This is a genomic window from uncultured Faecalibaculum sp. (assembly GCF_910588395.1).
GTDB lineage: Bacteria > Bacillota_I > Bacilli_A > Erysipelotrichales > Erysipelotrichaceae > Faecalibaculum.
Genome location: NZ_CAJUPA010000020.1, coordinates 1 through 21,178 on the forward strand (window position 1 = coordinate 1; position 21,178 = coordinate 21,178).

18 protein-coding genes and 1 pseudogene are annotated in these 21,178 nt (G+C 56.5%); 11 read left to right on the forward strand and 8 right to left on the reverse strand.

Annotated features, from left to right (window positions below; all coding sequences use genetic code 11):
- Window positions 1-147: 147 nt before the first annotated feature.
- Genes QZ305_RS06685 through QZ305_RS06700 form a run of 4 tightly spaced genes read right to left on the reverse strand, consistent with a single transcriptional unit; the run spans window position 148 to window position 4,352 of the window.
- Window positions 148-1,446 carry an ABC transporter substrate-binding protein gene (locus QZ305_RS06685; protein WP_294730966.1) on the reverse strand — a complete coding sequence of 433 codons (1,299 nt, stop codon included), beginning with the start codon at window positions 1,444-1,446 and terminating at the stop codon, window positions 148-150.
- Window positions 1,443-2,096 carry a response regulator transcription factor gene (locus QZ305_RS06690; RefSeq protein ID WP_067558783.1) on the reverse strand — a complete coding sequence of 218 codons (654 nt, stop codon included), beginning with the start codon at window positions 2,094-2,096 and terminating at the stop codon, window positions 1,443-1,445. Before QZ305_RS06690 ends, QZ305_RS06685 begins: the two co-directional genes overlap by 4 nt.
- Window positions 2,093-3,400, reverse strand: coding sequence for a sensor histidine kinase (locus QZ305_RS06695; protein ID WP_217948440.1), 1,308 nt, complete (start codon window positions 3,398-3,400; stop codon window positions 2,093-2,095). The genes QZ305_RS06690 and QZ305_RS06695 overlap by 4 nt, the downstream gene beginning before the upstream one ends.
- A 1-nt stretch (window position 3,401) precedes the next feature.
- The gene (locus QZ305_RS06700) at window positions 3,402-4,352 is read right to left on the reverse strand and encodes a sugar ABC transporter substrate-binding protein (RefSeq protein ID WP_242325067.1); all 951 of its coding nucleotides are present in this window, start codon (window positions 4,350-4,352) and stop codon (window positions 3,402-3,404) included.
- Between the two features lie 448 nt (window positions 4,353-4,800).
- On the opposite strand from QZ305_RS06700, the gene QZ305_RS06705 reads away from it, so the two are divergent.
- From QZ305_RS06705 to prfB, 9 genes are all read left to right on the forward strand, one after another.
- Window positions 4,801-5,535, forward strand: coding sequence for a LytTR family DNA-binding domain-containing protein (locus tag QZ305_RS06705; protein WP_067558778.1), 735 nt, complete (start codon window positions 4,801-4,803; stop codon window positions 5,533-5,535).
- Window positions 5,529-6,317 carry a GHKL domain-containing protein gene (locus tag QZ305_RS06710; RefSeq protein ID WP_217948438.1) on the forward strand — a complete coding sequence of 263 codons (789 nt, stop codon included), beginning with the start codon at window positions 5,529-5,531 and terminating at the stop codon, window positions 6,315-6,317. Before QZ305_RS06705 ends, QZ305_RS06710 begins: the two co-directional genes overlap by 7 nt.
- The gene (locus tag QZ305_RS06715) at window positions 6,314-7,144 is read left to right on the forward strand and encodes a hypothetical protein (RefSeq protein WP_217948437.1); all 831 of its coding nucleotides are present in this window, start codon (window positions 6,314-6,316) and stop codon (window positions 7,142-7,144) included. Before QZ305_RS06710 ends, QZ305_RS06715 begins: the two co-directional genes overlap by 4 nt.
- Window positions 7,145-7,377: 233 nt before the next feature.
- A complete protein-coding gene (locus QZ305_RS06720; protein ID WP_217948435.1) occupies window positions 7,378-8,340 on the forward strand; it encodes a type I phosphomannose isomerase catalytic subunit in 963 nt (320 codons plus the stop codon).
- A 221-nt stretch (window positions 8,341-8,561) separates the two neighbouring features.
- Window positions 8,562-9,626, forward strand: a complete 1,065-nt coding sequence (locus QZ305_RS06725) for an A/G-specific adenine glycosylase (RefSeq protein WP_217948434.1) — start codon at window positions 8,562-8,564, stop codon at window positions 9,624-9,626.
- 95 nt (window positions 9,627-9,721) lie between these two features.
- Window positions 9,722-10,198, forward strand: coding sequence for an S-ribosylhomocysteine lyase (locus QZ305_RS06730; protein ID WP_217948433.1), 477 nt, complete (start codon window positions 9,722-9,724; stop codon window positions 10,196-10,198).
- Window positions 10,199-10,207: 9 nt separating this feature from the next.
- Complete coding sequence (locus QZ305_RS06735; protein ID WP_217948432.1) at window positions 10,208-10,975, forward strand: carbohydrate deacetylase; 768 nt, start codon at window positions 10,208-10,210, stop codon at window positions 10,973-10,975.
- 234 nt (window positions 10,976-11,209) lie between these two features.
- Complete coding sequence (secA, locus tag QZ305_RS06740; RefSeq protein ID WP_294730967.1) at window positions 11,210-13,606, forward strand: preprotein translocase subunit SecA; 2,397 nt, start codon at window positions 11,210-11,212, stop codon at window positions 13,604-13,606.
- 172 nt (window positions 13,607-13,778) lie between these two features.
- Window positions 13,779-14,879, forward strand: a complete 1,101-nt coding sequence (prfB, locus tag QZ305_RS06745) for a peptide chain release factor 2 (protein ID WP_294730968.1) — start codon at window positions 13,779-13,781, stop codon at window positions 14,877-14,879.
- A 483-nt stretch (window positions 14,880-15,362) separates the two neighbouring features.
- On the opposite strand, the gene rd is transcribed toward prfB, so the two are convergent.
- Both rd and QZ305_RS06760 read right to left on the reverse strand, forming a co-directional pair.
- The gene (gene rd / locus QZ305_RS11790; RefSeq protein WP_367268823.1) at window positions 15,363-16,385 is read right to left on the reverse strand and encodes a rubredoxin; all 1,023 of its coding nucleotides are present in this window, start codon (window positions 16,383-16,385) and stop codon (window positions 15,363-15,365) included.
- Window positions 16,386-17,510: pseudogene (locus QZ305_RS06760) on the reverse strand (acyl-CoA dehydrogenase); the annotation flags it as partial. It abuts the gene before it with no gap.
- A gap of 147 nt (window positions 17,511-17,657) precedes the next feature.
- Here QZ305_RS06760 and QZ305_RS06765 point away from each other — a divergent pair.
- A complete protein-coding gene (locus QZ305_RS06765) occupies window positions 17,658-18,365 on the forward strand; it encodes a UTRA domain-containing protein (protein WP_294730969.1) in 708 nt (235 codons plus the stop codon).
- 59 nt (window positions 18,366-18,424) lie between these two features.
- On the opposite strand, the gene QZ305_RS06770 is transcribed toward QZ305_RS06765, so the two are convergent.
- Entirely contained in the window at window positions 18,425-19,039 is a 615-nt protein-coding gene (locus QZ305_RS06770) for a hypothetical protein (protein WP_294730970.1), read from the reverse strand.
- A 271-nt stretch (window positions 19,040-19,310) separates the two neighbouring features.
- Between QZ305_RS06770 and cysK the strand changes: the two genes are divergently transcribed.
- Window positions 19,311-20,222 (forward strand): cysteine synthase A, encoded by a 912-nt coding sequence (gene cysK / locus QZ305_RS06775; protein ID WP_294730971.1) that lies wholly within the window; start codon window positions 19,311-19,313, stop codon window positions 20,220-20,222.
- Window positions 20,223-20,339: 117 nt separating this feature from the next.
- On the opposite strand, the gene QZ305_RS06780 is transcribed toward cysK, so the two are convergent.
- The gene (locus tag QZ305_RS06780) at window positions 20,340-21,170 is read right to left on the reverse strand and encodes a hypothetical protein (protein WP_294730972.1); all 831 of its coding nucleotides are present in this window, start codon (window positions 21,168-21,170) and stop codon (window positions 20,340-20,342) included.
- Window positions 21,171-21,178 lie beyond the last annotated feature (8 nt).

A 21,178-nucleotide genomic window follows, 5' to 3' on the forward strand; every position in this document is an offset into this window, starting at 1 on the left:
CGACCCTAAGGTCGCGTTATTGTAGGGGGTGGACCCTGTCCAATTTTGCGTATTCCAAAAAGACCGCTTTCCTCTGCCGGCAGGCAGAGGAAAGCGGTCTTTGTCTGTTCTTTCGGTGTTCTGATCAGCCTGTGGCCGGAAAGGGATTCAGCTGCGCAGATAGGAGCGAATTGTCTCCTCGATTTCCACCAGCTGCAGATCCAGATCTTCCGGATCAGCCGCGGCTTTTTCCATCCGGTCCGCCAGCTGTTCCCGGGCGGATTCGTATTTCGCAAACCGCACTCTGGTCCCTTCCTGGTTCATGATCGCCCGCACAGTATCGCCGGACAGCCCGGAATCATCCAGAAATGCATCCAGCAAAGACTTGTCAGTCTGCAGCACACACATTCCCTGAGAATGCTCCAGGATGCCTGTCTGAGTTGTCTGATTCACACAGAATTCCTTGATGAGATCCCAGGCCAGTTCTCCTTCCCGGGTCCCGGCGCTCATGCCCATGACCAGACTGTCCCCGGCATACCGGATGGTCCGGTCCGATGCCTGGGGAAGACTGATGCAGATCCAGTCAAACCCGGTATATTTCTTCACTTTCCAGGGCCAGGGATTGTAGGTGATGAACTCCGCATAAGACATTGGAGCAAAGGCCACCCGCCCGGCCTCCATGAGCACCTCCCGCTCTGTCTGACTGCCCATGAACTCCGTCAGCTCCCGATAGGTTTCTGTCACTTTCCGCACCTGATCGCCCCTGAGATCCACGTTGTGGCCGTCATCGGAGAAGAGGTCCAGACCGCTGGCTTCTGCCAGATCCAGCCAGTCGTAATCCACCACACCGTACTGATCCGGGGTGCCGTCGTGATTCAGGTCCCTGGTCAGCTGCCTGCACAGAGCCAGGAACTGTTCCGGCGTCCAGGATTCCTCCGGGACATTCAGTCCTTCCTCCTTCAGCAAAGAGACATTCACGAACATGAGACGGGGATTCATCATATAAGGAAGGGCATATTGCGAATACTGATATTTTCCGGACTGGACAGCGGCGGGAAAGAAATCCGATTCCGAACAGCTGTCATCCTGCCGGAGGTAGGGATCCAGGTTTTTCAATACCCCCAGACTGGCGTATTCGCCGAACTTTTCATCGGGCATGACAAAGACATCGGGAACCTCTCCCATCACCACGGCATCATCGAGCCATTGGGTGTAGTCGTTTATCCGGATCCCGGATTCATACACCACATCCACCATCGGATGGTTCGCTTTAAACCGCGCGATGGCTTCGTCAATATACTCATAGCCGGAAGACTCATGCACCTGCCAGGGACTGCCCGCATAGATTCCCAGCCGCAGGGTACGGCGTCCTGTCAGAGTGCAGCCGCAGAGGTTCATCACCATGGACAGACACAATCCGGCTACAGCCAGCCCCAGGACACTTCTTCTGACCTGACCGGTTCTCATAGCCGGAACATCGCCGACTGCACCGCCCAGATGGCCAGCTGGGTCCGGTCCCGAAGATCCAGCTTGGCAAGAATCTGCGAAAGGTAGTTCCGGATGGTGCCCTCCGAGAGGTACAACGTACCGGAAATCTCCTTATTGGACTTGCCCTTTCCCACCTCGCGGATGATCGCCCGCTCCGTCTCTGACAGGGACGCTTCTTTTTCGGGTTCCACTTCAATGCCGGTGGATTCCGGAACCCGGGAAAACATATCCACCACTTTGTGAGCCACATCCGGGTTGATCATGGCCCCGCCATGATGGACGGTTCTGATCGCCTTGACCAGATCCTGACTGGGGAGGCCCTTGAGAAGATAGCCCGAGGCGCCGTACCGCAGGGCGGAATACACGAAGTCATCATCGTCAAAGGTGGTCAGAATGATCACCTTCACATGAGGAAAGCGTTTTTTGATTTCCCGGGTGCACAGAACCCCGTCGATCCGGGGCATGCGGATATCCAGAACCGCCACATCCACCGGCATCTGACCAATGAGAGACAGAGCCTGGGCTCCATCCTGGGCTGTGGCACAGACATGGATGTCCGGTTCGCATTCCAGCACGATTTTCAGAGACTCCCGGATCATGGCCTGGTCGTCTGCAAGGATCACATTCATTCTCGGTATTCTCCTTTCGTCAATGGGATCCGCGCTTCTGTCAGAAAGCCGTCAGATCCGTCAAAGAGCAGCGTTCCATGCAGAGAAGAGACATTCTCTTCCATCTGCGTCAGGCCATACCCATAGGTGATGGTCTTCTGAGGAAGTCCGCGGCCGTTGTCCCGGACCGTGATTACCAGCCAGTCACCGTCGACCGCGAAACGGACAGCTGCATGGGTGGCGGCCCCGTGGCGCCGGGCATTGGTGATGGACTCCTGCACCAGGCGGAAACACACATCTTCCTTGGCCTTGTCCACGTCCAGAGAATCCGCCTGATAGTCCAGATCGATGGTCATGGCCGTGACAGACTCGAACTCCCGGATCATTTTCTCCAGGGCCCCCTTCAGGCCACGCTGTTCCAGGGCTCCGGGCCGCAGTTTCTGAAGACTCGCGCGGACATCGCCGATGCCCTCGGAGACCACCTGCCGCACCAGATGCAGCTGGGATTTCGCCATTTCCGGGTTTTTGTCCATGATCACCAGGGTGGCGTCAATGCCCGCCGCAATCCCTGTGAGGGCATGTCCCAGGGTGTCGTGGATTTCCCTGGCCAGCCGTTTGCGCTCCCGGCTTTCCGCAATCTGTTCCGTCATCTGTGCATAATGCCGCAGATCTTCGTTGACGCGGTTCATCATGTTCAGTTCCTGCGCGATGTTCTCCTTCTCCTGATGCAGGTCAATCAGAAACTCGCACATGAAGGCGATGAACAGCACCAGCGTGGCGGATTCCAGCAGCGACTGCCCGAAAGCCAGCAGGCTCGCGGTGCTGTGTTCAAATACCGAAAAGTAGGCACCGGTGCTCACCATGGGGATCATGGGGGTGATTACTTCGTAGGAAAACAGCAGGTACAGTCCGGTCAGGATACTGCCGATGCCCACCATGTACCGTGCCTGGAATCCCCGCATGGTGTACAGGACATCGGAGAACACCAGCAGAAGCAGCGGACGGCAGCTCAGGTTCACGTTCCAGATGATGATGCAAGCCAGCAGTGTCTTGAAGCCGGCACAGAGCAGGATCCCGGACTTGCTTCCCTGGACGGTATTGAGAATGAGCCAGCTCAGGAGACTGCAGAGAATGAAACTCAGCCAGAACACCATCCAGGGACTGGAAGGAGCGTGCGGGATGGACTGCAGAAAGGAAGAGGATTCTCCGGATTCCACAATGTGCAGCGATCCTGCCAGCATGACGCCGGCGGTGTACAGGACCAGCAGGAAACTCAGTGCCGTCATGGCCTGACGGATCCGCTTCATGGCCAGCATATTATTCATGTCACTGCCACTCCGTCAGGGAATACCCGCCGATGGTTTTCCCGTCAATCAGGGACACTTCCACAGGGATGTAATGAGGCACGCGTTTTCCGGACAGATGCTCATACATCGTGCTTGCCGCAATGGAACCGATGGAGATCGGGGATTGCGCCACTGTCGCGAACTGAGCGGGATGGACTGCGATCCGGCTCTTCATGTCCGGCGTGCCGTCAATGCCATACACCAGAACGGAATTCAGTCCCGCTTCCTCGAGGGCTGCGATGGCTCCAAGAGCCGAGGGGTCGTTGAGGGCCATCACGACCGATCCATCCGGGTGCAGACGAATGAGTTCTTCCATGGCCGGCATGGCCTGTTCGAGCTGTCCCTCGCATTCGGCTTCCCCGATCACTGTATACCCCGGGACGGATTCCACCACCGAGAGAAATCCGCGGATCCTGTCACTCGCGGAGACCGCTTCAGAATGTCGCAGGAGCCAGATCCTGGCGGAATCGGTTTTCTCCAGCAGGTCCTGGCCGCACTGCCTGCCTGCATCGTAGTTGTCCGAAATCACCGTCGACAGCAGCATGGAGTCATCCTTGAGCGTGGAATCCACGGCAATCACCGGGATCCCCGCCTTCTGTGCCCGGCGCAGGACCGGACCCAGGGATACGGAATCCACCGGATTCACAAAAATCCCGTCCACGTCATCGGCTATAAACTGCTCCACCTGTTCAATCTGCCGGTCGGCATTCATGAGGGGATCGCGAACCACCAGACTGTCACCGTGTTCTGTGACAGCCTTGCGCAGTTCCGTGTTGATGACCTGATAAAACGGGTTGTTCATGGTCATGTACGTCGCCCCGAACACAAGATGTTCCCGTCGGATGATTCCCGCTGTGAACACCAGAGATCCCAGGGCAAAGACCGCCATCATGACCAGCCAGAACCGCAGGTTTCCCTTCAGATTCTTCATAGTCCAATTCACCGCTTTCTTCCTCTGTCATTTTCTGATTATCAGAACGATTTTGCAAAGAAATTCGACGAATCGGGGGATATGTTGAAAATAAACGTATGATTCTTTGGAATCATAAAGTTATGGCAGGATTCCGCCGATGCCGGCATGTGTCAAGTGGTGCCAGAGAGTACGAAAAAACCGCAGAACGGTCTGCAGCTTCCGGCAAACTGGCGTGAGGTAAAAAGCGGTGCCTGCCTGTAGGCCAGTCAGAGGTTTTCGTCCTGGCCGGAGCCGGCGGATCATCTGCCCAAAACCAGCAGCATCACCATGAATGAATTAAAACAGACTGTTTTATCCGGCAGGCAGTCAGTATAATGGTCCCATTGGCAGGACCAATGGCTCTATCCAACTCTCTGCATGCTGTCCAGGCATGCGGCTGCCGGAAGGTTCTGCAGGAAAGGGAAGCATGGAAGACAAGAAGCAATATGAGCTGGTCCTCTGCGAAAACGATCCGCTGCAGAGGGAAGACATGATCCGGATCCTTTCGCAGCTGGCACCGGAGCTGGTCATTCGTCCTGTCACAGGATCCCTGGAACTGCAGCGGCTCCTGCAGGGGCCGCAGACAGCCGGCACGAAGCGGATATTTCTCATGGACATTGTCCTGGACAACGGGGAAGACGGCATTGATCTGGCCAGATACATTCACCGCCTGGACCCCGGGTCGCCGGTGATATTCATGAGCGCCTACCTGGAAAAATCCTGTGAGGTCTATGATGTGGAACACTGCTACTTCATATACAAGCCGCAGAAGGAACAGCGGCTGAAAGCCGCGTTGTCCAGGGCGCTGCGCCAGCTGCAGGACCAGCCCAAACCACTGGTGATCCACGATGGAACGGCCATCTACCGGGTGGAGCCTTCGTCCATCCTGTGCATGGAACGGGTCCGGCGCTGGACGTTCATCACCTGCCGGAACCGGGTGCTGAAAGCCAGAGAAGATCTGCGCACTCTGCTCGAACAGCTGCCGGACAGCTTTGTGCAGTGTCACCGCAGCTATGTGGTGAATTACTCCATGACCGCTGCCTTCTACGGCACAGAATTCGAACTTGCCAACGGACTGCGCATTCCGGTCTCCAGAGCTCATCAGGCTGAAATCCGCCAGTCCTACAGCCGGTTCCTGCTCCGGGAGGAATCATTGTGCTGAAGGGCAGGCCGCTGATTTACATGATTCTGTTTTTCGTGTCTGAAGCGCTCATGGTCGGCGCTTCGCCATTTCTGTTTCGCAGCTGGAGCTATGAACAGGCACAGGTGGCCATCCTGGGCCTGTTTGCAATCAGCGCCTTTCTCTGTCTTCTGCTCATGAAGTCTCTCATGGCCATGATCCGCCGGGATGCATCGGCCCAGGCACTGGAAACACTGAAGGACATGGAGCTCGAGCAGCTCGCGGCGATGGTGCAGACCGGTCAGGAAATCGAAGCCATACGGTCCCGTATCCGGCAACACCCGTCAGTCATCCAGGACCTGGAGGAGGACCTTCCGGATCTGTATGTCAGCCGCTGTGACAACCCGGTGGCGGATGCCATCCTGTTCAGGAAGTCCAGAGAAATGAAAGAACAGAACATCCGCAGTCATTTTCAGGTCTCACTTCCGGCAGACCTGCCGCTGGATTCGGCCATTCTTTTGAGCCTGCTCACAAACCTGCTGGACAATGCCATCCTGGCTGCCTTGCAGTGTCCGCCGGAGCGCCGGTTTGTGTCTCTGGAAGCCGGACTGCGGCGCAACTGTCTGGTCTGCATTTGCGAAAACTCCGTTTCTGACAACGCCGCCATTACCCCTGGTCTGTCCAGCAAAAACAGGCCTGGTCACGGACACGGACTGCAGATCCTGGAAGATCTCTGCACACAGCAGGGAGGCCAGCTAAAGGGTGTCATGGAAAACGGCCGGTGCCGGTTCACTGCCACTCTCTGGCTCGAGGAAGAAGCATGACCATCAACTGGCTTCATCTGCTGGTTCTGGTCCTGCAGTGCCTGGTGCAGTCCTGGTTTCTGAGCCGGTATTTCGATACAGGACGACGGGGCTTTCTGATATATGGCGGGTTTTTTCTGTTCGTCCTGTATCCCCTGGATGCGATCTGTCCCCTGGACTGGGCGCTGCTGAAAAATATCCTGAACTGCATAGCCCTGCTGCTGCTGTTTCGGGTCATGAACCCGGAACTGAGCCTGAAGCAGCGGCTGCTCGGCTTTGTCCTGTACTGGCTTCCGCTGCCGCTGTGTGAAATCCCGGTTCACAGTCTGATCCATCTGCTGAACATGCAGTTCATTTTCTCCCAGGACATTTATGTGCTGTTTGGTCAGACTCACTGGCTTCTGGGACTGGCACAGCTGCTCGCCACATGGATCATGGCGCTGATCTACGGACTGATCCTGAAAAAAGTCCGCTCTTCGAGCCCCAGTCAGACCCTGTTTCTGTACCTCACGTCTTTGCTGGCCAGTCTTTCCATCCTGGCTTTCTACTGCATCAGTCTGTCTTATCCCCGTGGTTATGCCGCGACCTGGCAGCAGTATGTACTCATGACGGTCATGCTGGCGGCTTTCGATGTGTGGTTTGCCGTTTCTCTCCATCGATATATGCAAAGACAGACAGACATCAGAGCCGGACAGATCATACGGCAGGAATACCGGAAGCAGCTGCAGGCACTGCTCAAGCCCGACCTGAGCCGGCAGGAACTGCGCCGGTTCCGCCACGATCTGATCAACGCCCTGGAACATGAGCGGCTGACGCAAAGCAGCCGCTCCGCAGATGATCTTCCCTGACAAATCCGCCTGCATGCAGCCTGTCGCACGCAGGCTTTTTTCTCCTGATCAGTGATGCCGATGCCGGCCACATGGTCCCGGGACCTGTAAATCCACGGGTTTCAGGACGGAAGACCGCTGCATTTGTCTGATATATGTGCATACATATAAAAAAATACGTATATTCAACCATCACAGGCTCGCTTTCCGAGCCCTGTGTTCTATAATGAGGACAGAAACGAGGTACTTCAAAAATGGCGATTGTGAAACTGCACCCCGCGTTCAAGGATTACATCTGGGGCGGGACCAAGCTGAAAGAACTCTACAATAAAAAAACCGACATGGATCCCCTGGCCGAGAGCTGGGAACTGTCCACACACAAGGACGGACAGAGCGAAGTCGTGACAGGCGATGACGCCGGAAAGACACTCTCACAATACATTGAAGACAAAGGCTGGCAGGTGCTGGGCACAGACTGCAAAGACATGAACCGGTTCCCTGTGCTGATCAAGCTCATTGACGCGAAGGAACCCCTGTCCATTCAGGTCCACCCGGATGACGAGTATGCCTGGCGCGTGGAGGGTGAACCTGGAAAAACCGAAATGTGGTACATCCTGGATGCCGAACCCGGCGCTTTCCTGTATTTCGGCGTAAAGCGCCACACTGACCGGGAGGAATTCCGGAAGGCCATCGAAGACGGCACGGTTCTCGACCTGCTTCGGGCGGTTCCGGTCCACAAAGGCGATGTGTTCTTCATCAAGTCCGGCACGATCCATGCCATTGGCGCCGGCATCCAGATCTGCGAAATCCAGCAGAACTCCAACACCACCTACCGTGTCTATGACTTCGGACGTGTGGGCAAGGACGGCAAGCCCAGGGAACTGCACATTGACAAGGCCCTGGATGTGTCGATTTTCGATCCCATCGACTCCGACTTCAAGCCCATCGGAGAGAAAGTGGACAACGGCCAGGCTTCAACCGAAATGCTGGCAACCTGCAACTACTTCACGACCTTCGTGACGGAAGTGCATGGCAAGGTGACCATTGACCAGGATGACGAAAGCTTCGGCTCGATCATCATGATCGAAGGCGATGCGATCATCTCCAATGACGGCACCGAGCTGCATGCCAACAAAGGCGACTCGATTTTCATCGACGCAGGCAGCGGCAAGGTCGATATCGTGGGCAACTGCACCTATATCTATACACGGGTATAAGCAGAAACAGATCCTCTGATTCCCGTGACCGCCTGCAAGACAGGCCGGCACAGACGCATGAAGAGAACGGGAAGCCGGAAATCCGGTGTTCCCGTTTTTTCTTTCACCCGATTGTGAGAAGCTGTGTATACTGGGCTGTGCCGGTGCTGGCACACAGGGCCTGTGGCTGCAGAGGCAAGCCCGAAGGTGACAGCAGACACCAAAAACAAAGGAGGGACTGCATGAAGACAGAACGAAGCATGAATGCAGATCCGGAAACCGTCAATCCGGCACCGGGGTTTACCCGGCCTTTGATGGACTGGTACCAGGCCCATCACCGGGATCTGCCATTTCGACGGGATCGAGAGCCGTACCACATCTGGGTGTCGGAGATCATGGCCCAGCAGACCCGCATTGAGGCCATGGTGCAGTACTATGACCGGTTCATGACGCTGTTTCCCACGGTGCAGGACCTTGCGGCTGCGGATGAAGACACGCTCCACAGGGCCTGGCAGGGACTTGGATATTATTCCCGGGTGCGGAATCTGCAGAAGGCCGCGCAGATCGTGGCACGGGAAGGAATGCCCCGGTCAAAGAAGGAACTGCAGACACTGCCGGGAATCGGTCCTTATACCGCGGGGGCCATCGCCTCGATTTCCTTTGGCGAAAAAGCCGCTGCGGTGGACGGGAATGTGCTGCGGGTGTTCGCAAGACTGTATGATATCCGGGAGGATGTGACGAAACCGGCGGTGAAGCGGGAAATCGAGGCACGGGTCCTGGATGCCATGATCGAACCGTATGGAGAGTTCAACCAGGCCATCATGGAACTCGGGGCTCTGGTATGCACGCCCGGGACCCCGGACTGTGCGGGCTGTCCGGTGAATCAGTGGTGTCTGGCAAAGGATCCGGCATCACTGCCGGTCCTGCCGGAAAAGAAGCGGAAAACAGAGGAGGAGAAAACCTTCCTGATCTATACAGACGGGTACAGGATGCACCTGGAAAAGCGCCCCGCAAAGGGCCTTTTGGCCGGACTATATGGCTTTCCTGAAGGCGAAGTTTCCAAAGACACAACCGGGATCCATCCGCTGCCGCGATACGACCATGTTTTTACCCACAAGATCTGGCATATCTCCGGCTGGCTGGTTCCTGTCGAACAAGGGGCCATGGCCCAGATGTATACGCCGGAGGAAATCGAAGCCGGCATGGCGGTTCCCACCGCCTTCCAGCCTCTGTACAAAGCCGCCTGCAGGCTGCTGGCTGAGGGGATCATCGGCAGGGAGCGGGTCAGTGAAAACACACAGGACTGACGGCTGTGCCGAGGCGAAGCGATTCCTTTAGAAGCGATTCTTTTATATATAAGAAGGACACCGGGAGCGGACGGTGTCGGAAAGGCAACAGTGATATGAACGATACAACCATCGAGAGCTTTACCCTGGACCATTCAAAAGTGAAGGCCCCGTACGTGCGGCTCATCAGCGAACAGACCGGTCCTGCCGGAGACGTGATTTCCAATTATGATGTCCGGCTGACACAGCCCAATGTGCAGGAGATCCCCACGGGTGCCATCCACACCCTGGAGCACCTGCTGGCGCTCTACCTGCGTCCGCAGCTGGAGGGCTACATTGACTGTTCCCCCTATGGCTGCCGCACGGGGTTCCATCTCCTGACATGGGGCCATGGCGATCCGGAACAGGCGGCAAAGGCCCTGAAGAATGCCCTGGAGCAGGTGCTGGAAACCGAATGGGAGGATGTACCGGGCACCCGGGCCGAAGAGTGCGGCAATTACAAGGATCACTCCCTGACCGGCGCGAAAGCCTGGGCGGGCGAGATTCTGGAAAAGGGCATTTCATCGAATGCCTTCGAGCGCAGACTGGTGTAGACGCGCGGAATGAAGCTGATCGTAAACGGAGATGACTTCGGAATCACCCCCGCCTGCAATGAAACCATCATCGACTGTTACCGCAAGGGAAGGCTGACTTCCTGCTCGCTGATGACGAACATGCCCGCTGCTGAAGAAGCAGCCGGACTGTGGAAGCAAAACCCGGGGCTGAGTGTGGGCCTGCATGTCTGCCTGACCGCAGGCAGGCCGCTGACACGACCGGCTTCGTTGATGAAGGAAGACGGGACCTTTGACAAATCCATCTGGACTGGCGGTCAGGCGATTGATCTGCAGGAGATGGAAACCGAGATCCAGGCGCAGTTTGACCGGTTCGTGGAACTCACCGGGAAGAAGCCGGAACACCTGGATTCCCATCATGGCATCGAGCGGATCCCCGGGGCAGCAGCCATCATGGAACGGCTCTCCGGAAAATACCACATCCCGCTGCGGATGTTCATGGCGCCGGAAGAAAACGGACCCGTCCCCTTTGTGCTGCCCAGACTCTGCCTGGCGGGCTCGTCGGATGACTGCCTGCAATCTCCGGAGGACTTTGTACAGAAACTGGCCGGACAGGCCGGGGACGCCGGGTGGGTGGAACTGGCCCTGCATCCGGGCAGAGCCGATGCGGACCTTGCAGCTCTCTCCAGCCTGTGCAAAGGCAGGGAGGCCGATGCCGCCAACCTGTTATCAGAGACTTTCGGTGCGTTTCTCGACAGACCGGATGTGGAACTGTCTTCCTGGCGGGGTGTACCGGAAAGAACGCCGGAAACAAACTGACTGCCTGAAACAAAGAAGGCCTGTCTGATGGCCTTCTCTGTCCGGCATTTCCGGCTCGTCATTTCAGCAGTCCACCACCCCTCACAACCTCCGGCCTGACCTGTCAGGGTTTCCCTGCCAGGCAGGATGGACGGTTGTATTGTATTATTTAGTACAATAAACCCGCCTGACAGGATACTCTCCGCCCTGCCGACATGATATAATCAAAACTATCGGAAGATGGAAGGAGTATATATGGCAGTATTTGGCGGACTCTTTTCCGAAGAGAAAAGGGAACTGAAAAAACTGGAGAAAACAGCCGACCAGGTCCTGGCGCTGGAGCCCAAAATGCAGGCGCTGAGCGACGAAGAGCTGAAAGATAAAACACGTGAATACCGCGAACGTCTGGAAAAAGGCGAAACCGTGGATGACCTGCTGCCCGAGGCATTTGCGACTGCCCGGGAAGCCGCGTTCCGGGTCATCAACGAAAAGCCCTACAAGGTGCAGATCATGGGTTCTGTGGCCATGCACAAAGGCGACATTGCGGAAATGAAAACCGGTGAGGGCAAGACCCTGACCGCGACCATGGCCGTCTACCTCAATGCACTCTCCGGGCAGGGTGTGCATGTGATCACCGTCAACGAATATCTGGCAGGCCGTGACGCTGCCTGGATGGGGGAGATTTACCGCTTTCTGGGCCTGAGCGTAGGCGTCAACAAACGGGAGCTGTCTCCCCGGGAAAAGCGCGCGGCCTATGCCTGCGACATCACCTACACCACCAACTCGGAACTGGGATTCGACTATCTGCGGGACAACATGGTCACGGATGTAAAGGACCGCGTCATGCGCGGCCTGCACGTGGCATTCGTGGATGAAGTCGATTCGGTTCTGATCGATGAATCCAGAACCCCGCTGATCATTTCCGGAGGAAAGAAACAGACAGCCAATCTGTACATTGCCTCGGACCGGTTCGTGAAGACCCTGACCAAACCGGAGTACGAATTCGACAAGTCCACCAAGGAAAACAAGCTGCTTTCCGGTGACTATGACATCGACGAAAAAACCCGGCAGGTCATGCTCACGGATGACGGCGTGGCCAAAGCCGAGAAGTATTTCGGTCTGGAAAACCTGTACGATCTGGACCACACCCAGCTGGTCCACCACATCAACCAGGCTCTGCGGGCCAACTACATCATGATGCGGGAAGTGGAGTACGTGGTGAACGACGAGCAGGAAATCGTCATCGTTGACCAGTTCACCGGCCGCATGATGCCCGGACGCGCTTACTCCGACGGCCTGCACCAGGCCATTGAAGCCAAGGAAGGTGTGCCCATCAAGGAGGAAACCTCCACGCTGGCCACGATCACCTATCAGAACTTCTTCCGTCTGTATGAGAAACTGGCAGGCATGACCGGTACTGCGAAAACCGAGGAAGAAGAGTTCCTGTCCACCTACAACATGAAAGTCATCGTGATTCCCACGAACCGTCCCGTAGCCAGACAGGATCTGCCCGATGAAATCTATTCCCGGAAAGACTCCAAGTACCGCGCCCTGGTGAACAAAGTCAGGGAACTCCACGAAAAAGGACAGCCGGTGCTGGTGGGTACCATTGCGGTGGAAACCAGTGAGCTGATCTCCAATATGCTGAATGCGGAAAAGATTCCCCATGAAGTGCTCAACGCGAAAAACCACGCCCGTGAAGCGGAAATCATCGCCAAAGCCGGGCGCCCCGGCAGCGTGACCATTGCCACCAACATGGCCGGCCGTGGCACCGACATCAAGCTTACGGAAGAAAGCCGGAAGCTGGGCGGACTGGCAGTGCTGGGATCCGAGCGTCATGAATCCCGCCGGATCGACAACCAGCTGCGGGGCCGCTCCGGCCGGCAGGGCGATCCCGGATTCTCCCGGTTCTACGTCTCCCTGGAAGACTCCCTGATCGTGCGCTTCGGCGGTGACAAGCTGCAGGCGCTGTTCAACAAAATGGGCGACGAGCAGATTGAATCCAAAGCCGTGACGAAGTCCATCACCATGGCACAGAAGCGGGTGGAAGGCTTCAACTTCGATACCCGGAAAACGCTGCTGGACTATGACGATGTTCTCCGCCGCCAGCGGGAAATCATCTATGCCCAGAGAAACCGGATCCTGGAAAGCGAAGAAGTCCATGATCTGGTGAAAGTTGTGCTGGAAAAAGCCATCGACCAGGCCATGCAGGCAAATCTCTCCAACGAGAAGAAACAGTCCGTGGACATTGCGGGCCTGACCAAATCCCTGGAAATGATGGGTCTGCAGGACGACAAGGCCATTCACGCAGACGAACTGGAAGGCAAGTCCTTCACGGAAATCCGGGACTATCTCTACGACAAAGTATGGAACGGCTACGAAAACGAAATCAAAGACGTCCGCAGCCAGTTCCTGCCCTTCGAGAAAACCGTGGTGCTGCGCAACATTGACCGGAACTGGATCGAGCACATTGACCGCATGGACAAACTGCGTTCCGGCATCTATCTGCGCTCCTATGCCCAGAACAACCCCCTGCAGCAGTACGTGCAGGAAGGCTTCGACATGTTCGAGGACATGAATACGCGCATCGACCGGGAAATCGCGTTCTTCCTGATGAAAGTGCGCATCCGCAAGGAACCACCTCAGGCCTGAGACCCCCGCAGCCGGCGGTCATGACAACAGGACAGCCACAGCTGCCCGGGACCTGCTGACGGAAACAGCGGGTCCTTTTGTCTTATCCCTGCTATACTCAGAATACGCCGGACCGGCAGCAGCCGCTCCGGCAATGGCAAAGAATACGGTCTTTTGAACCGGGAGGATGAAAATGGAACTATATGAACTGAGGCAGAACCTGGAAACGGATCTGGAAAAACTCAATGCTCTGGGAGAATCCCTGGATCTTCCGGCAAAAGAAGAAGAAATCCGGCAGCTGGACGAACAGTCCATGGATCCGGATTTCTGGAGCGATCAGAAAAAAGCCCAGTCGGTGATCCGCAAACGCAACGGACTCAAGGATATCGTGGACTCCTACACCACCCTGAAGGAACAGTACGATGGTCTGGCGGAAACCGCCGGGGCGCTGAAAGACGAATTTGACGAAGAGCTCATGGAGATGGCCGTGGAAGAGTACACCGAGGCGTCCAAAGCCATGGAAACCTTTGAAATCAAAGTGCTGCTCTCCCATGAATACGACAACTCCAACGCCATTCTGGAACTGCACCCCGGCGCAGGCGGCACCGAGTCCTGTGACTGGGCCGGCATGCTCTACCGCATGTATACCCGCTACGCCGAACGCAAAGGATACAAAGTCACTGTGCTGGATTATCAGCCCGGTGAAGAAGCGGGCATCAAGAGTGTCACCATGCTGGTGGAAGGCGACAAAGCCTACGGCTATCTCAAAGGAGAAAAAGGCGTGCACCGTCTCGTCCGGATTTCTCCCTTTGACGCCGGCGCACGCCGGCACACCTCCTTCGCCAGCCTGGACGTCATGCCGCAGTTCAATGACGAAATCGAAATCGAGATCAAACCCGAGGACCTCCTGGTGGAAACCAAGCGGGCATCCGGCGCCGGCGGCCAGCACATCAACAAAACTGACAGCGCCATCCGCATGGTCCACAAACCCACCGGCATCGTGGCCACCTGCCAGTCCGAACGCAGTCAGATCCAGAACCGGGAAAAAGCCCTGCAGATCCTGAAATCCCGTCTGTATCAGCTGGAAATCGAGGAACAGGAAAAGAAAATCCGCGAACTCAAAGGCGAACAGGCCGCCAATGAATGGGGCAGCCAGATCCGCAGTTATGTCCTGCATCCCTACACCATGGTCAAGGATGTTCGCACAGGCACCGAAACCAGCCAGGCTCAGTCCGTCCTCGACGGGGATCTGGATGATTTCATCTTCGCTTACCTGAAGTCCCAGGTAGCCTAGCCGGCAAATCGTGACATACAGCCAAAGGCCGGAGCAATCCGGTCTTTTTGCCATGCCGATGCGGGCTGCGCCCTGGACAGGGCATACAGTGCCAGGTGTACCGGGGGACAGAATACGGCGAGGCTTGACAGAAGCACCGTAGTTAGTGCATGCTAACTACAGAGAAAGACAGACAGCCAGGCTGGCTGTCTGAAGGAGAATCAATATGATCAGGCACAAGCTGAACAAATACATCTGGGTTCTCTCAGGCGCCGCTCTGCTCTATGCAGCCGGTTTCCCTCTGTAGAATTCAGACAATCATCGCCGGGGAACTCTATCCGCATCAGCCGGCAGCGGTGAATGGAGTTCCCCGGCTTTTTCCTGTCCGGATGTGCCGCAGATCCGCACAGCATGCTCCGGCAGGCGGCTTTGACCGCCATCGGCAGCGAAAAAACGGGAACCGCCACGTGGGCAGTTCCCGTTGTGCTGGTGAATCAGAGGCTGTCAGCTCTTTTCAAACAGGTCCTTTCCCGCGCCGCAAATCGGGCAGACCCAGTCGGCGGGCAGATCTTCGAAGGGGATCTCTCCGTCGTAGATGTAGCCGCACAGGCTGCAGGTCCAGACAGAGGCACCGGTTTCCCTGACAACCGCTGCGGCTTCTTCCAGGACAGCGCCTTCCGCGGTGAACAGCTCTTTGGGAGCACCGCACATGGGACATACCCAGTCGGCGGGCAGGTCTTCAAAGGGGATCTCTCCGTCGTAGATGTAACCGCACAGACTGCAGGTCCAGATGGGACCGGCGGGTGCAGCGGGAAGTGCTTCTTCCGCCACTTCGGTTTCTTGCGCAGGTTCTTCAGCGGGTTCAAACATATCTTTGTCCGCGCCGCAGATCGGACATACCCAGTCAGCGGGGAGGTCTTCGAATGCCATACCCGGTTCAATGCCGTTTTCAGGATCGCCCACAGCCGGGTCGTAGATGTAGCCACAGAGGCTGCAGACCATGAGCCTGGCCGGAGTCCTGGGGGGTTCGCCGGTGAGTTCTTTCACCAGCAGCGGCAGAATGACATTCATGTCGCCCACGATGCCGTAGTCCGCGCGCTGGAAGATGGGGGCAGTGGGATCCGTGTTGATCGCCACCACGGTTTTGACATCTTCAATGCCTTTCAGGTGCTGCGGGGCCCCGGAGATGCCTGCTGCGATGTACAGATCGCCGTGCGTTTTCTGCCCGGACAGACCAATGAACCGGTCCATGCCCATGAAGTGATGCACTTCGGCTGCGGGGCGGGATCCTGCGAAGACAAAGCCCAGGGCTTTTGCGGCTTCTTTTGCGGCTTCGGCGTTGCGGATGTTGCCGGCGCCCTGTCCGATGGCCAGGATTCTGTTCGCGGTGGACAGGGGTGCGTCCACTGCTTCCGGTTCCTGCAGGCCTTTCTGCCTGAGAATGGATGCCAGCTTCTTCACGGAGGCTTCCAGTGTGAGCTCGTCTATGATCTGCGCTTTTTTCGCAGCTTTGTCCGGTTTCTTCATCTTGCCGAGAATGTGGCTGGCAATGACCACGCGCTGGATTTCGTTGGTACCTTCGTAAATCGTGGTGATCTTCGCATCCCGATACCGGCGTTCCACGCCCATTCCCTTGAGGTAGCCGCTGCCGCCGAAGATCTGCAGTGCGTCGTTGCAGACTTCCAGGGCGATGTCCGAAGCGTACATTTTGGCCATGGCGGCTTCCTTGGAATAGGGCTTCCCGGCCTGTTTGAGTTCGGCTGCCTGATACACCAGCAGCCGGGCGGCTTCCAGTTTGGTGGCCATGTCCGCCAGCTTGAAGGAAATTCCCTGGTTCATGCCGATGGGTGCACCGAACTGCACCCGTTCTCTGGCGTATTCCAGTGCTTCTTCATAGGCGCCCTGGGCAATGCCCAGGGCCTGGGCTGCGATGCCGATTCGGCCGCCGTCCAGTGTGGCCATGGCGATTTTGAATCCCTGGCCTTCCAGCCCCAGCAGATTTTCCTTCGGTACCCGGACGTGATCAAAATGCAGCTGGGCGGTGCAGGAGGAGCGGATGCCCATTTTGTCATAGGGTATCGAGAAGGTGAATCCCGGCATGCCTTTTTCCAGAATGAAGGCGGAAATCCCCCGGGTGCCTTTGGATTTGTCCGTCGAGGCGAATACCACATAGGTGTCGGCTTCCGGGGCATTGGTGATGAAAATCTTCTTTCCGGTGATGATGTAATCGTCTCCGTCTCTGACAGCCACGGTTTCCGTTCCTCCGGCGTCGCTGCCTGCGTTGTCTTCTGTCAGACCGAAGGCAGCGAGCTTCCGTCCGGAGGCGATATCCGGGAGGTATTTCCGTTTCTGTTCCTCATTGCCGAAATGGGCGATGGGGTAGGTGCCCAGAGAGGTATGTGCGGAGAGAATGACACCGATGCCGCCATCCACCCGGGAGAGTTCTTCCACGGCAATGGCATAGGATTTCACATCCGCGCCGGCACCTTCGTACTCTGTGTCATAGGGCAGGCCCATGAGCCCGGCGTCAGCCATCTGCCGGACAAAGGCATGGGGAAATTCGTCGTTCAGGTCCAGATCCATGGCAATGGGCGGAATGTTCTCTTCTGCGAGCGTCCGGACTTTCTGCCGGAAGGTTTCGTAATCAGTCATGTTGTTTGGTCTCCTTTACAGACAGTATAGCGGTTTCATTTTGAAAGAAGATGACAATTTGCTGCCAAATGCCTCAACGCGTCCGGATTCTCCGGGTTCCAAAGCGGGTTTCGGGAAAAATGATATACTGTCAGCAGGAGTGATTGGATGCCCAAATATCAGGACCTGTACCATGATCTGGCTGCGAAAATCCGGAAGGGAGTCTACAAGGAAGACACCTGGCTTCCTTCGGAGCCCATGCTCATGGAAGAATATCAGGCGGGAAAGGACACAGTCCGCAAAGCCCTGGCGCTGCTGCAGCAGGAGGGCTATATTCAGAAGGAACATGGAAAAGGAAGTCTGGTGCTGCATGTGGAGAATCAGCCGCAGCTGCAGGACCTGGCCGCCTATCCCTATCTGCCGGAAGCGGAAGGATGCGAATCAAAGGTGCATTCTGTCCGGCTGATCCAGCCCACGGGGGAGATTGCCCGGAGTCTGGGGTATACGGCGCGGCACAAAGTCTGGAAAGTCCAGAAAACCCGGTTTATCAACGGAGAACCGGCGGTTCTGGAAACGGATTACATCGATCCGACCATCATCCCGGACCTGGATGTGGAAAGTGCACGGATCCCGGCCTGGCAGCAGGTGCAGGATCAGCTGGGGCTGGATGTGGGCTATTCCCGCAAGGAGATCACCCTGCGGCCGGCCACCGGCAGGGAGGCCTCCCAGCTGAGGCTGAAACCCGGACAGCTGGTGGCGGTGGTGCGTTCCTGGACGAGTCTGGAGGATGCCAGACAGCTGGAGTACACGGTGGCAAAACACCACCCGGAAAAATTCAGATACACCGATTTTCTGAGAAAGAACCGAAAGGCATGAAAACAGCCGGAGAAGGCAATTGAGGATGTTCCTCTGCCTGCTCCGGCTGTTTTGCTGTGTCACTTCACTTCTTCGATGGACTGGATCTTCCAGTTCTCTGCGCCGTCCTGAGAGATGACTTTGAAGTTCAGCACCTTGTCTGCCGGCTGCTGTCCGGCAATCTGTTCATACATCCGGTCAAAAATGATTTTTCCCATATCACCCAGGATTTTTTCCTGGTCTGTCTGGTCGGGATGGGCTTCGCCATAGGCCTGGATATCTTCCGAGAGTGTATCCTGAATGTCCTCCATCATGGTTTCCGGATTGATTTCATTGACCGGAATCCCCGTGATTCTCGCCCGGACAGTGGCGCTGTTTCCGTGGCCGGACACACTTTCGATTTCATAGGTCTGGACAGCCAGGGCGGTTTCTTTCTTCTGGAATTCCTGCGCCTGGGTGTCAAAAGCCTCTCCGAATCCGGCATCCTTAAGAAGAGCGTTGAATTCACTGGTATCCTCCACCAGACTGCTCATACCCTGTATATCGTCCGCTTCAAACTGCGCGGCTTTTTCCAGGTCTCCTTCCTGGATCGCATCGAGAAATCCGGTGACCGGGGCTTTGGCGGCTTCTTCGTCCACCGGCTGGCAGCCTGCCAGGATCAGGCAGCCCAGAATCAGACCTGTGAGTCGTTTCATATACTTTGCTCCTTTTGTTTCATTATAGGCACCACGGCCGGATACAGGGCGGTTTCACGCTTTCATGCCTGCCGCCAGATCATTCCCGAAGACCCGCCGGGCAGTCTGCATTACGATGGATACGATGACAGGCGGCGGCTGCAGGGCGTTCTCCGGCTTTGGCCTTTACAGCCGGTGGAAGGAAGGATACAATAAACCTATAAAATAACTAGGATTACTAGGCTATCATGGCCGTGATCCGGGATATGGAAACGAAACAAGGAGGATCAACATGGCAGTACACAAGAGTATTCTGGAAGCAATCGGACACACACCGCTGGTGGAAGTGCAGCAGGAACCGGCCCGGGTTCTGGTGAAGGTGGAAGGCGTCAATCCAGGTGGATCCATCAAGGATCGGATCGCCAAAAACATGATCGAACAGGCGGAAAAGGCCGGGGTTCTCAAGCCAGGCGCCACAATCATTGAACCCACGTCCGGCAATACCGGCATTGGGCTGGCCATGGCCGGAGCCGCGAAGGGATACAAAGTCATCATGACCATGCCGGAAACCATGAGCGTGGAACGCCGCAAGCTGCTGAAAGCCTATGGGGCTCAGGTGGTGCTGACCCCCGGTGCCCAGGGAATGAAGGGCGCCATTGCGAAGGCGGAAGAACTGCATGCACAGATTCCGGGAAGTTTCATTCCTTCCCAGTTCTCGAATCCCCACAACCCGGAGATTCACTATCTGACCACAGGCCCGGAGATCTGGAAGGACACCGAGGGCAATGTGGATGTGTTTGTGGCTGGTGTGGGTACCGGCGGCACCCTGTCGGGTACCGGCAAATATCTGAAGGAACAGAATCCGGCTGTCCGGATCTATGCAGTGGAACCGGAAACATCCCCGGTTCTGTCGGAAGGAAAGGCAGGTCCTCACAAGATTCAGGGAATCGGTGCTGGCTTTGTGCCTGAAACGCTGGATACCGGCATCTATGACGGTGTCCTGAAGATCAGTGACCAGGAAGCCTTTGAAGGCGGCAGGGAACTGGCCAGAGAGAAAGGCATCCTGGCCGGCATTTCTTCCGGCGCCAACTATGTGGCAGCGAAAAAGCTGGCGGCACTGCCGGAAAATGCAGGCAAGACCATTGTGACGGTTCTGCCGGATACCGGCGACCGGTATTTGTCCACTTCGCTCTTTGAGGACTGACCGGTTCCGGAAGGCGGTCAGTCAGCGGACAGAAACTGAAAGAGGCGGAACTTCTGAACATTCGGAAGTCCGCCTTTTTTTGGATAAGACTGACAGATTGTCAGCCTGACTGTTTTTTCAGATGCCGGAAGCTGCACGGCTGCCCTGATGCCACATACCGGCATACAGCAGCTGGCCGGATTGGCTGTATTCCCGGCCGAAACCGTGGAAGCAGTCATCTGCGAAACTGCCTTCATAGCGGATCGCGCCGTTTTCGTAGAACAGCGTGCCTTCTCCGTTTTTGGCGTTCCAGTCCCATTCGCCTTCGTACTCGGGAATGGCATCAGGCAGGAAGGAAATGCCGGATCCCCGCCGGACACCATTGAAGAGCTGTCCGTCGTAGATCACATTTTCTCCCTGTTCGTCATACAGGATCCCGAATCCGTTCAGCACATCGCAGCACCATTCGCCTTCGCTGATCTGGGTTCCGTCGATCCAGTAGCTGCGGCCATAGCCGTTGCGGAATCCATGGGCAAATTCGCCTTCGTGAATGACAGTCTGTCCGTCCGTGTGATAGAGCCGGCCGTGACCGTGACGCCGGTCGTTTTTCCACTCCCCGGCATACTCCAGTGTTCCGTCTTCCCGGTAGAGACAGCCGTAGCCCTGCCGCTGTTCGTGGCAGAGGCTGCCTTCATACCAGACCGTTCTGCCATCTGCATAATAATAGGTGCCGCGTCCGTGAGGCCGGTCCTGATCCCAGACCCCTTCGTAATGCAGCGTTCCGTCACTGCGGTACATCCGTCCAAAACCGTCAAAGGCATTGTTGCGGAATGTTCCGTCATACTGAATCGTACAGCCGTCCTGATAATACAGACAGCCTTCGCCGTTGGCCATGCCATCGGACCAGAACCCGGCGAATTCCAGCGCTCCGCTGGGATACCAGGATTTTCCATACTGTTTCTGCTCCATGAAGATAC

Excerpts from the sequence above, each read along its gene's own strand:
- QZ305_RS06685 (WP_294730966.1), bottom strand. The coding sequence starts at position 1,446 with ATGAGAACCGGTCAGGTCAGAAGAAGTGTCCTGGGGCTGGCTGTAGCC.
- QZ305_RS06690 (WP_067558783.1), bottom strand. The coding sequence starts at position 2,096 with ATGAATGTGATCCTTGCAGACGACCAGGCCATGATCCGGGAGTCTCTG.
- QZ305_RS06695 (WP_217948440.1), bottom strand. The coding sequence starts at position 3,400 with ATGAATAATATGCTGGCCATGAAGCGGATCCGTCAGGCCATGACGGCA.
- QZ305_RS06700 (WP_242325067.1), bottom strand. The coding sequence starts at position 4,352 with ATGAAGAATCTGAAGGGAAACCTGCGGTTCTGGCTGGTCATGATGGCG.
- QZ305_RS06705 (WP_067558778.1), top strand. The coding sequence starts at position 4,801 with ATGGAAGACAAGAAGCAATATGAGCTGGTCCTCTGCGAAAACGATCCG.
- QZ305_RS06715 (WP_217948437.1), top strand. The coding sequence starts at position 6,314 with ATGACCATCAACTGGCTTCATCTGCTGGTTCTGGTCCTGCAGTGCCTG.
- QZ305_RS06720 (WP_217948435.1), top strand. The coding sequence starts at position 7,378 with ATGGCGATTGTGAAACTGCACCCCGCGTTCAAGGATTACATCTGGGGC.
- QZ305_RS06725 (WP_217948434.1), top strand. The coding sequence starts at position 8,562 with ATGAAGACAGAACGAAGCATGAATGCAGATCCGGAAACCGTCAATCCG.
- QZ305_RS06730 (WP_217948433.1), top strand. The coding sequence starts at position 9,722 with ATGAACGATACAACCATCGAGAGCTTTACCCTGGACCATTCAAAAGTG.
- QZ305_RS06735 (WP_217948432.1), top strand. The coding sequence starts at position 10,208 with ATGAAGCTGATCGTAAACGGAGATGACTTCGGAATCACCCCCGCCTGC.
- secA (WP_294730967.1), top strand. The coding sequence starts at position 11,210 with ATGGCAGTATTTGGCGGACTCTTTTCCGAAGAGAAAAGGGAACTGAAA.
- prfB (WP_294730968.1), top strand. The coding sequence starts at position 13,779 with ATGGAACTATATGAACTGAGGCAGAACCTGGAAACGGATCTGGAAAAA.
- rd (WP_367268823.1), bottom strand. The coding sequence starts at position 16,385 with ATGAAGAAACCGGACAAAGCTGCGAAAAAAGCGCAGATCATAGACGAG.
- QZ305_RS06765 (WP_294730969.1), top strand. The coding sequence starts at position 17,658 with ATGCCCAAATATCAGGACCTGTACCATGATCTGGCTGCGAAAATCCGG.
- QZ305_RS06770 (WP_294730970.1), bottom strand. The coding sequence starts at position 19,039 with ATGAAACGACTCACAGGTCTGATTCTGGGCTGCCTGATCCTGGCAGGC.
- cysK (WP_294730971.1), top strand. The coding sequence starts at position 19,311 with ATGGCAGTACACAAGAGTATTCTGGAAGCAATCGGACACACACCGCTG.
- QZ305_RS06780 (WP_294730972.1), bottom strand. The coding sequence starts at position 21,170 with ATGGAGCAGAAACAGTATGGAAAATCCTGGTATCCCAGCGGAGCGCTG.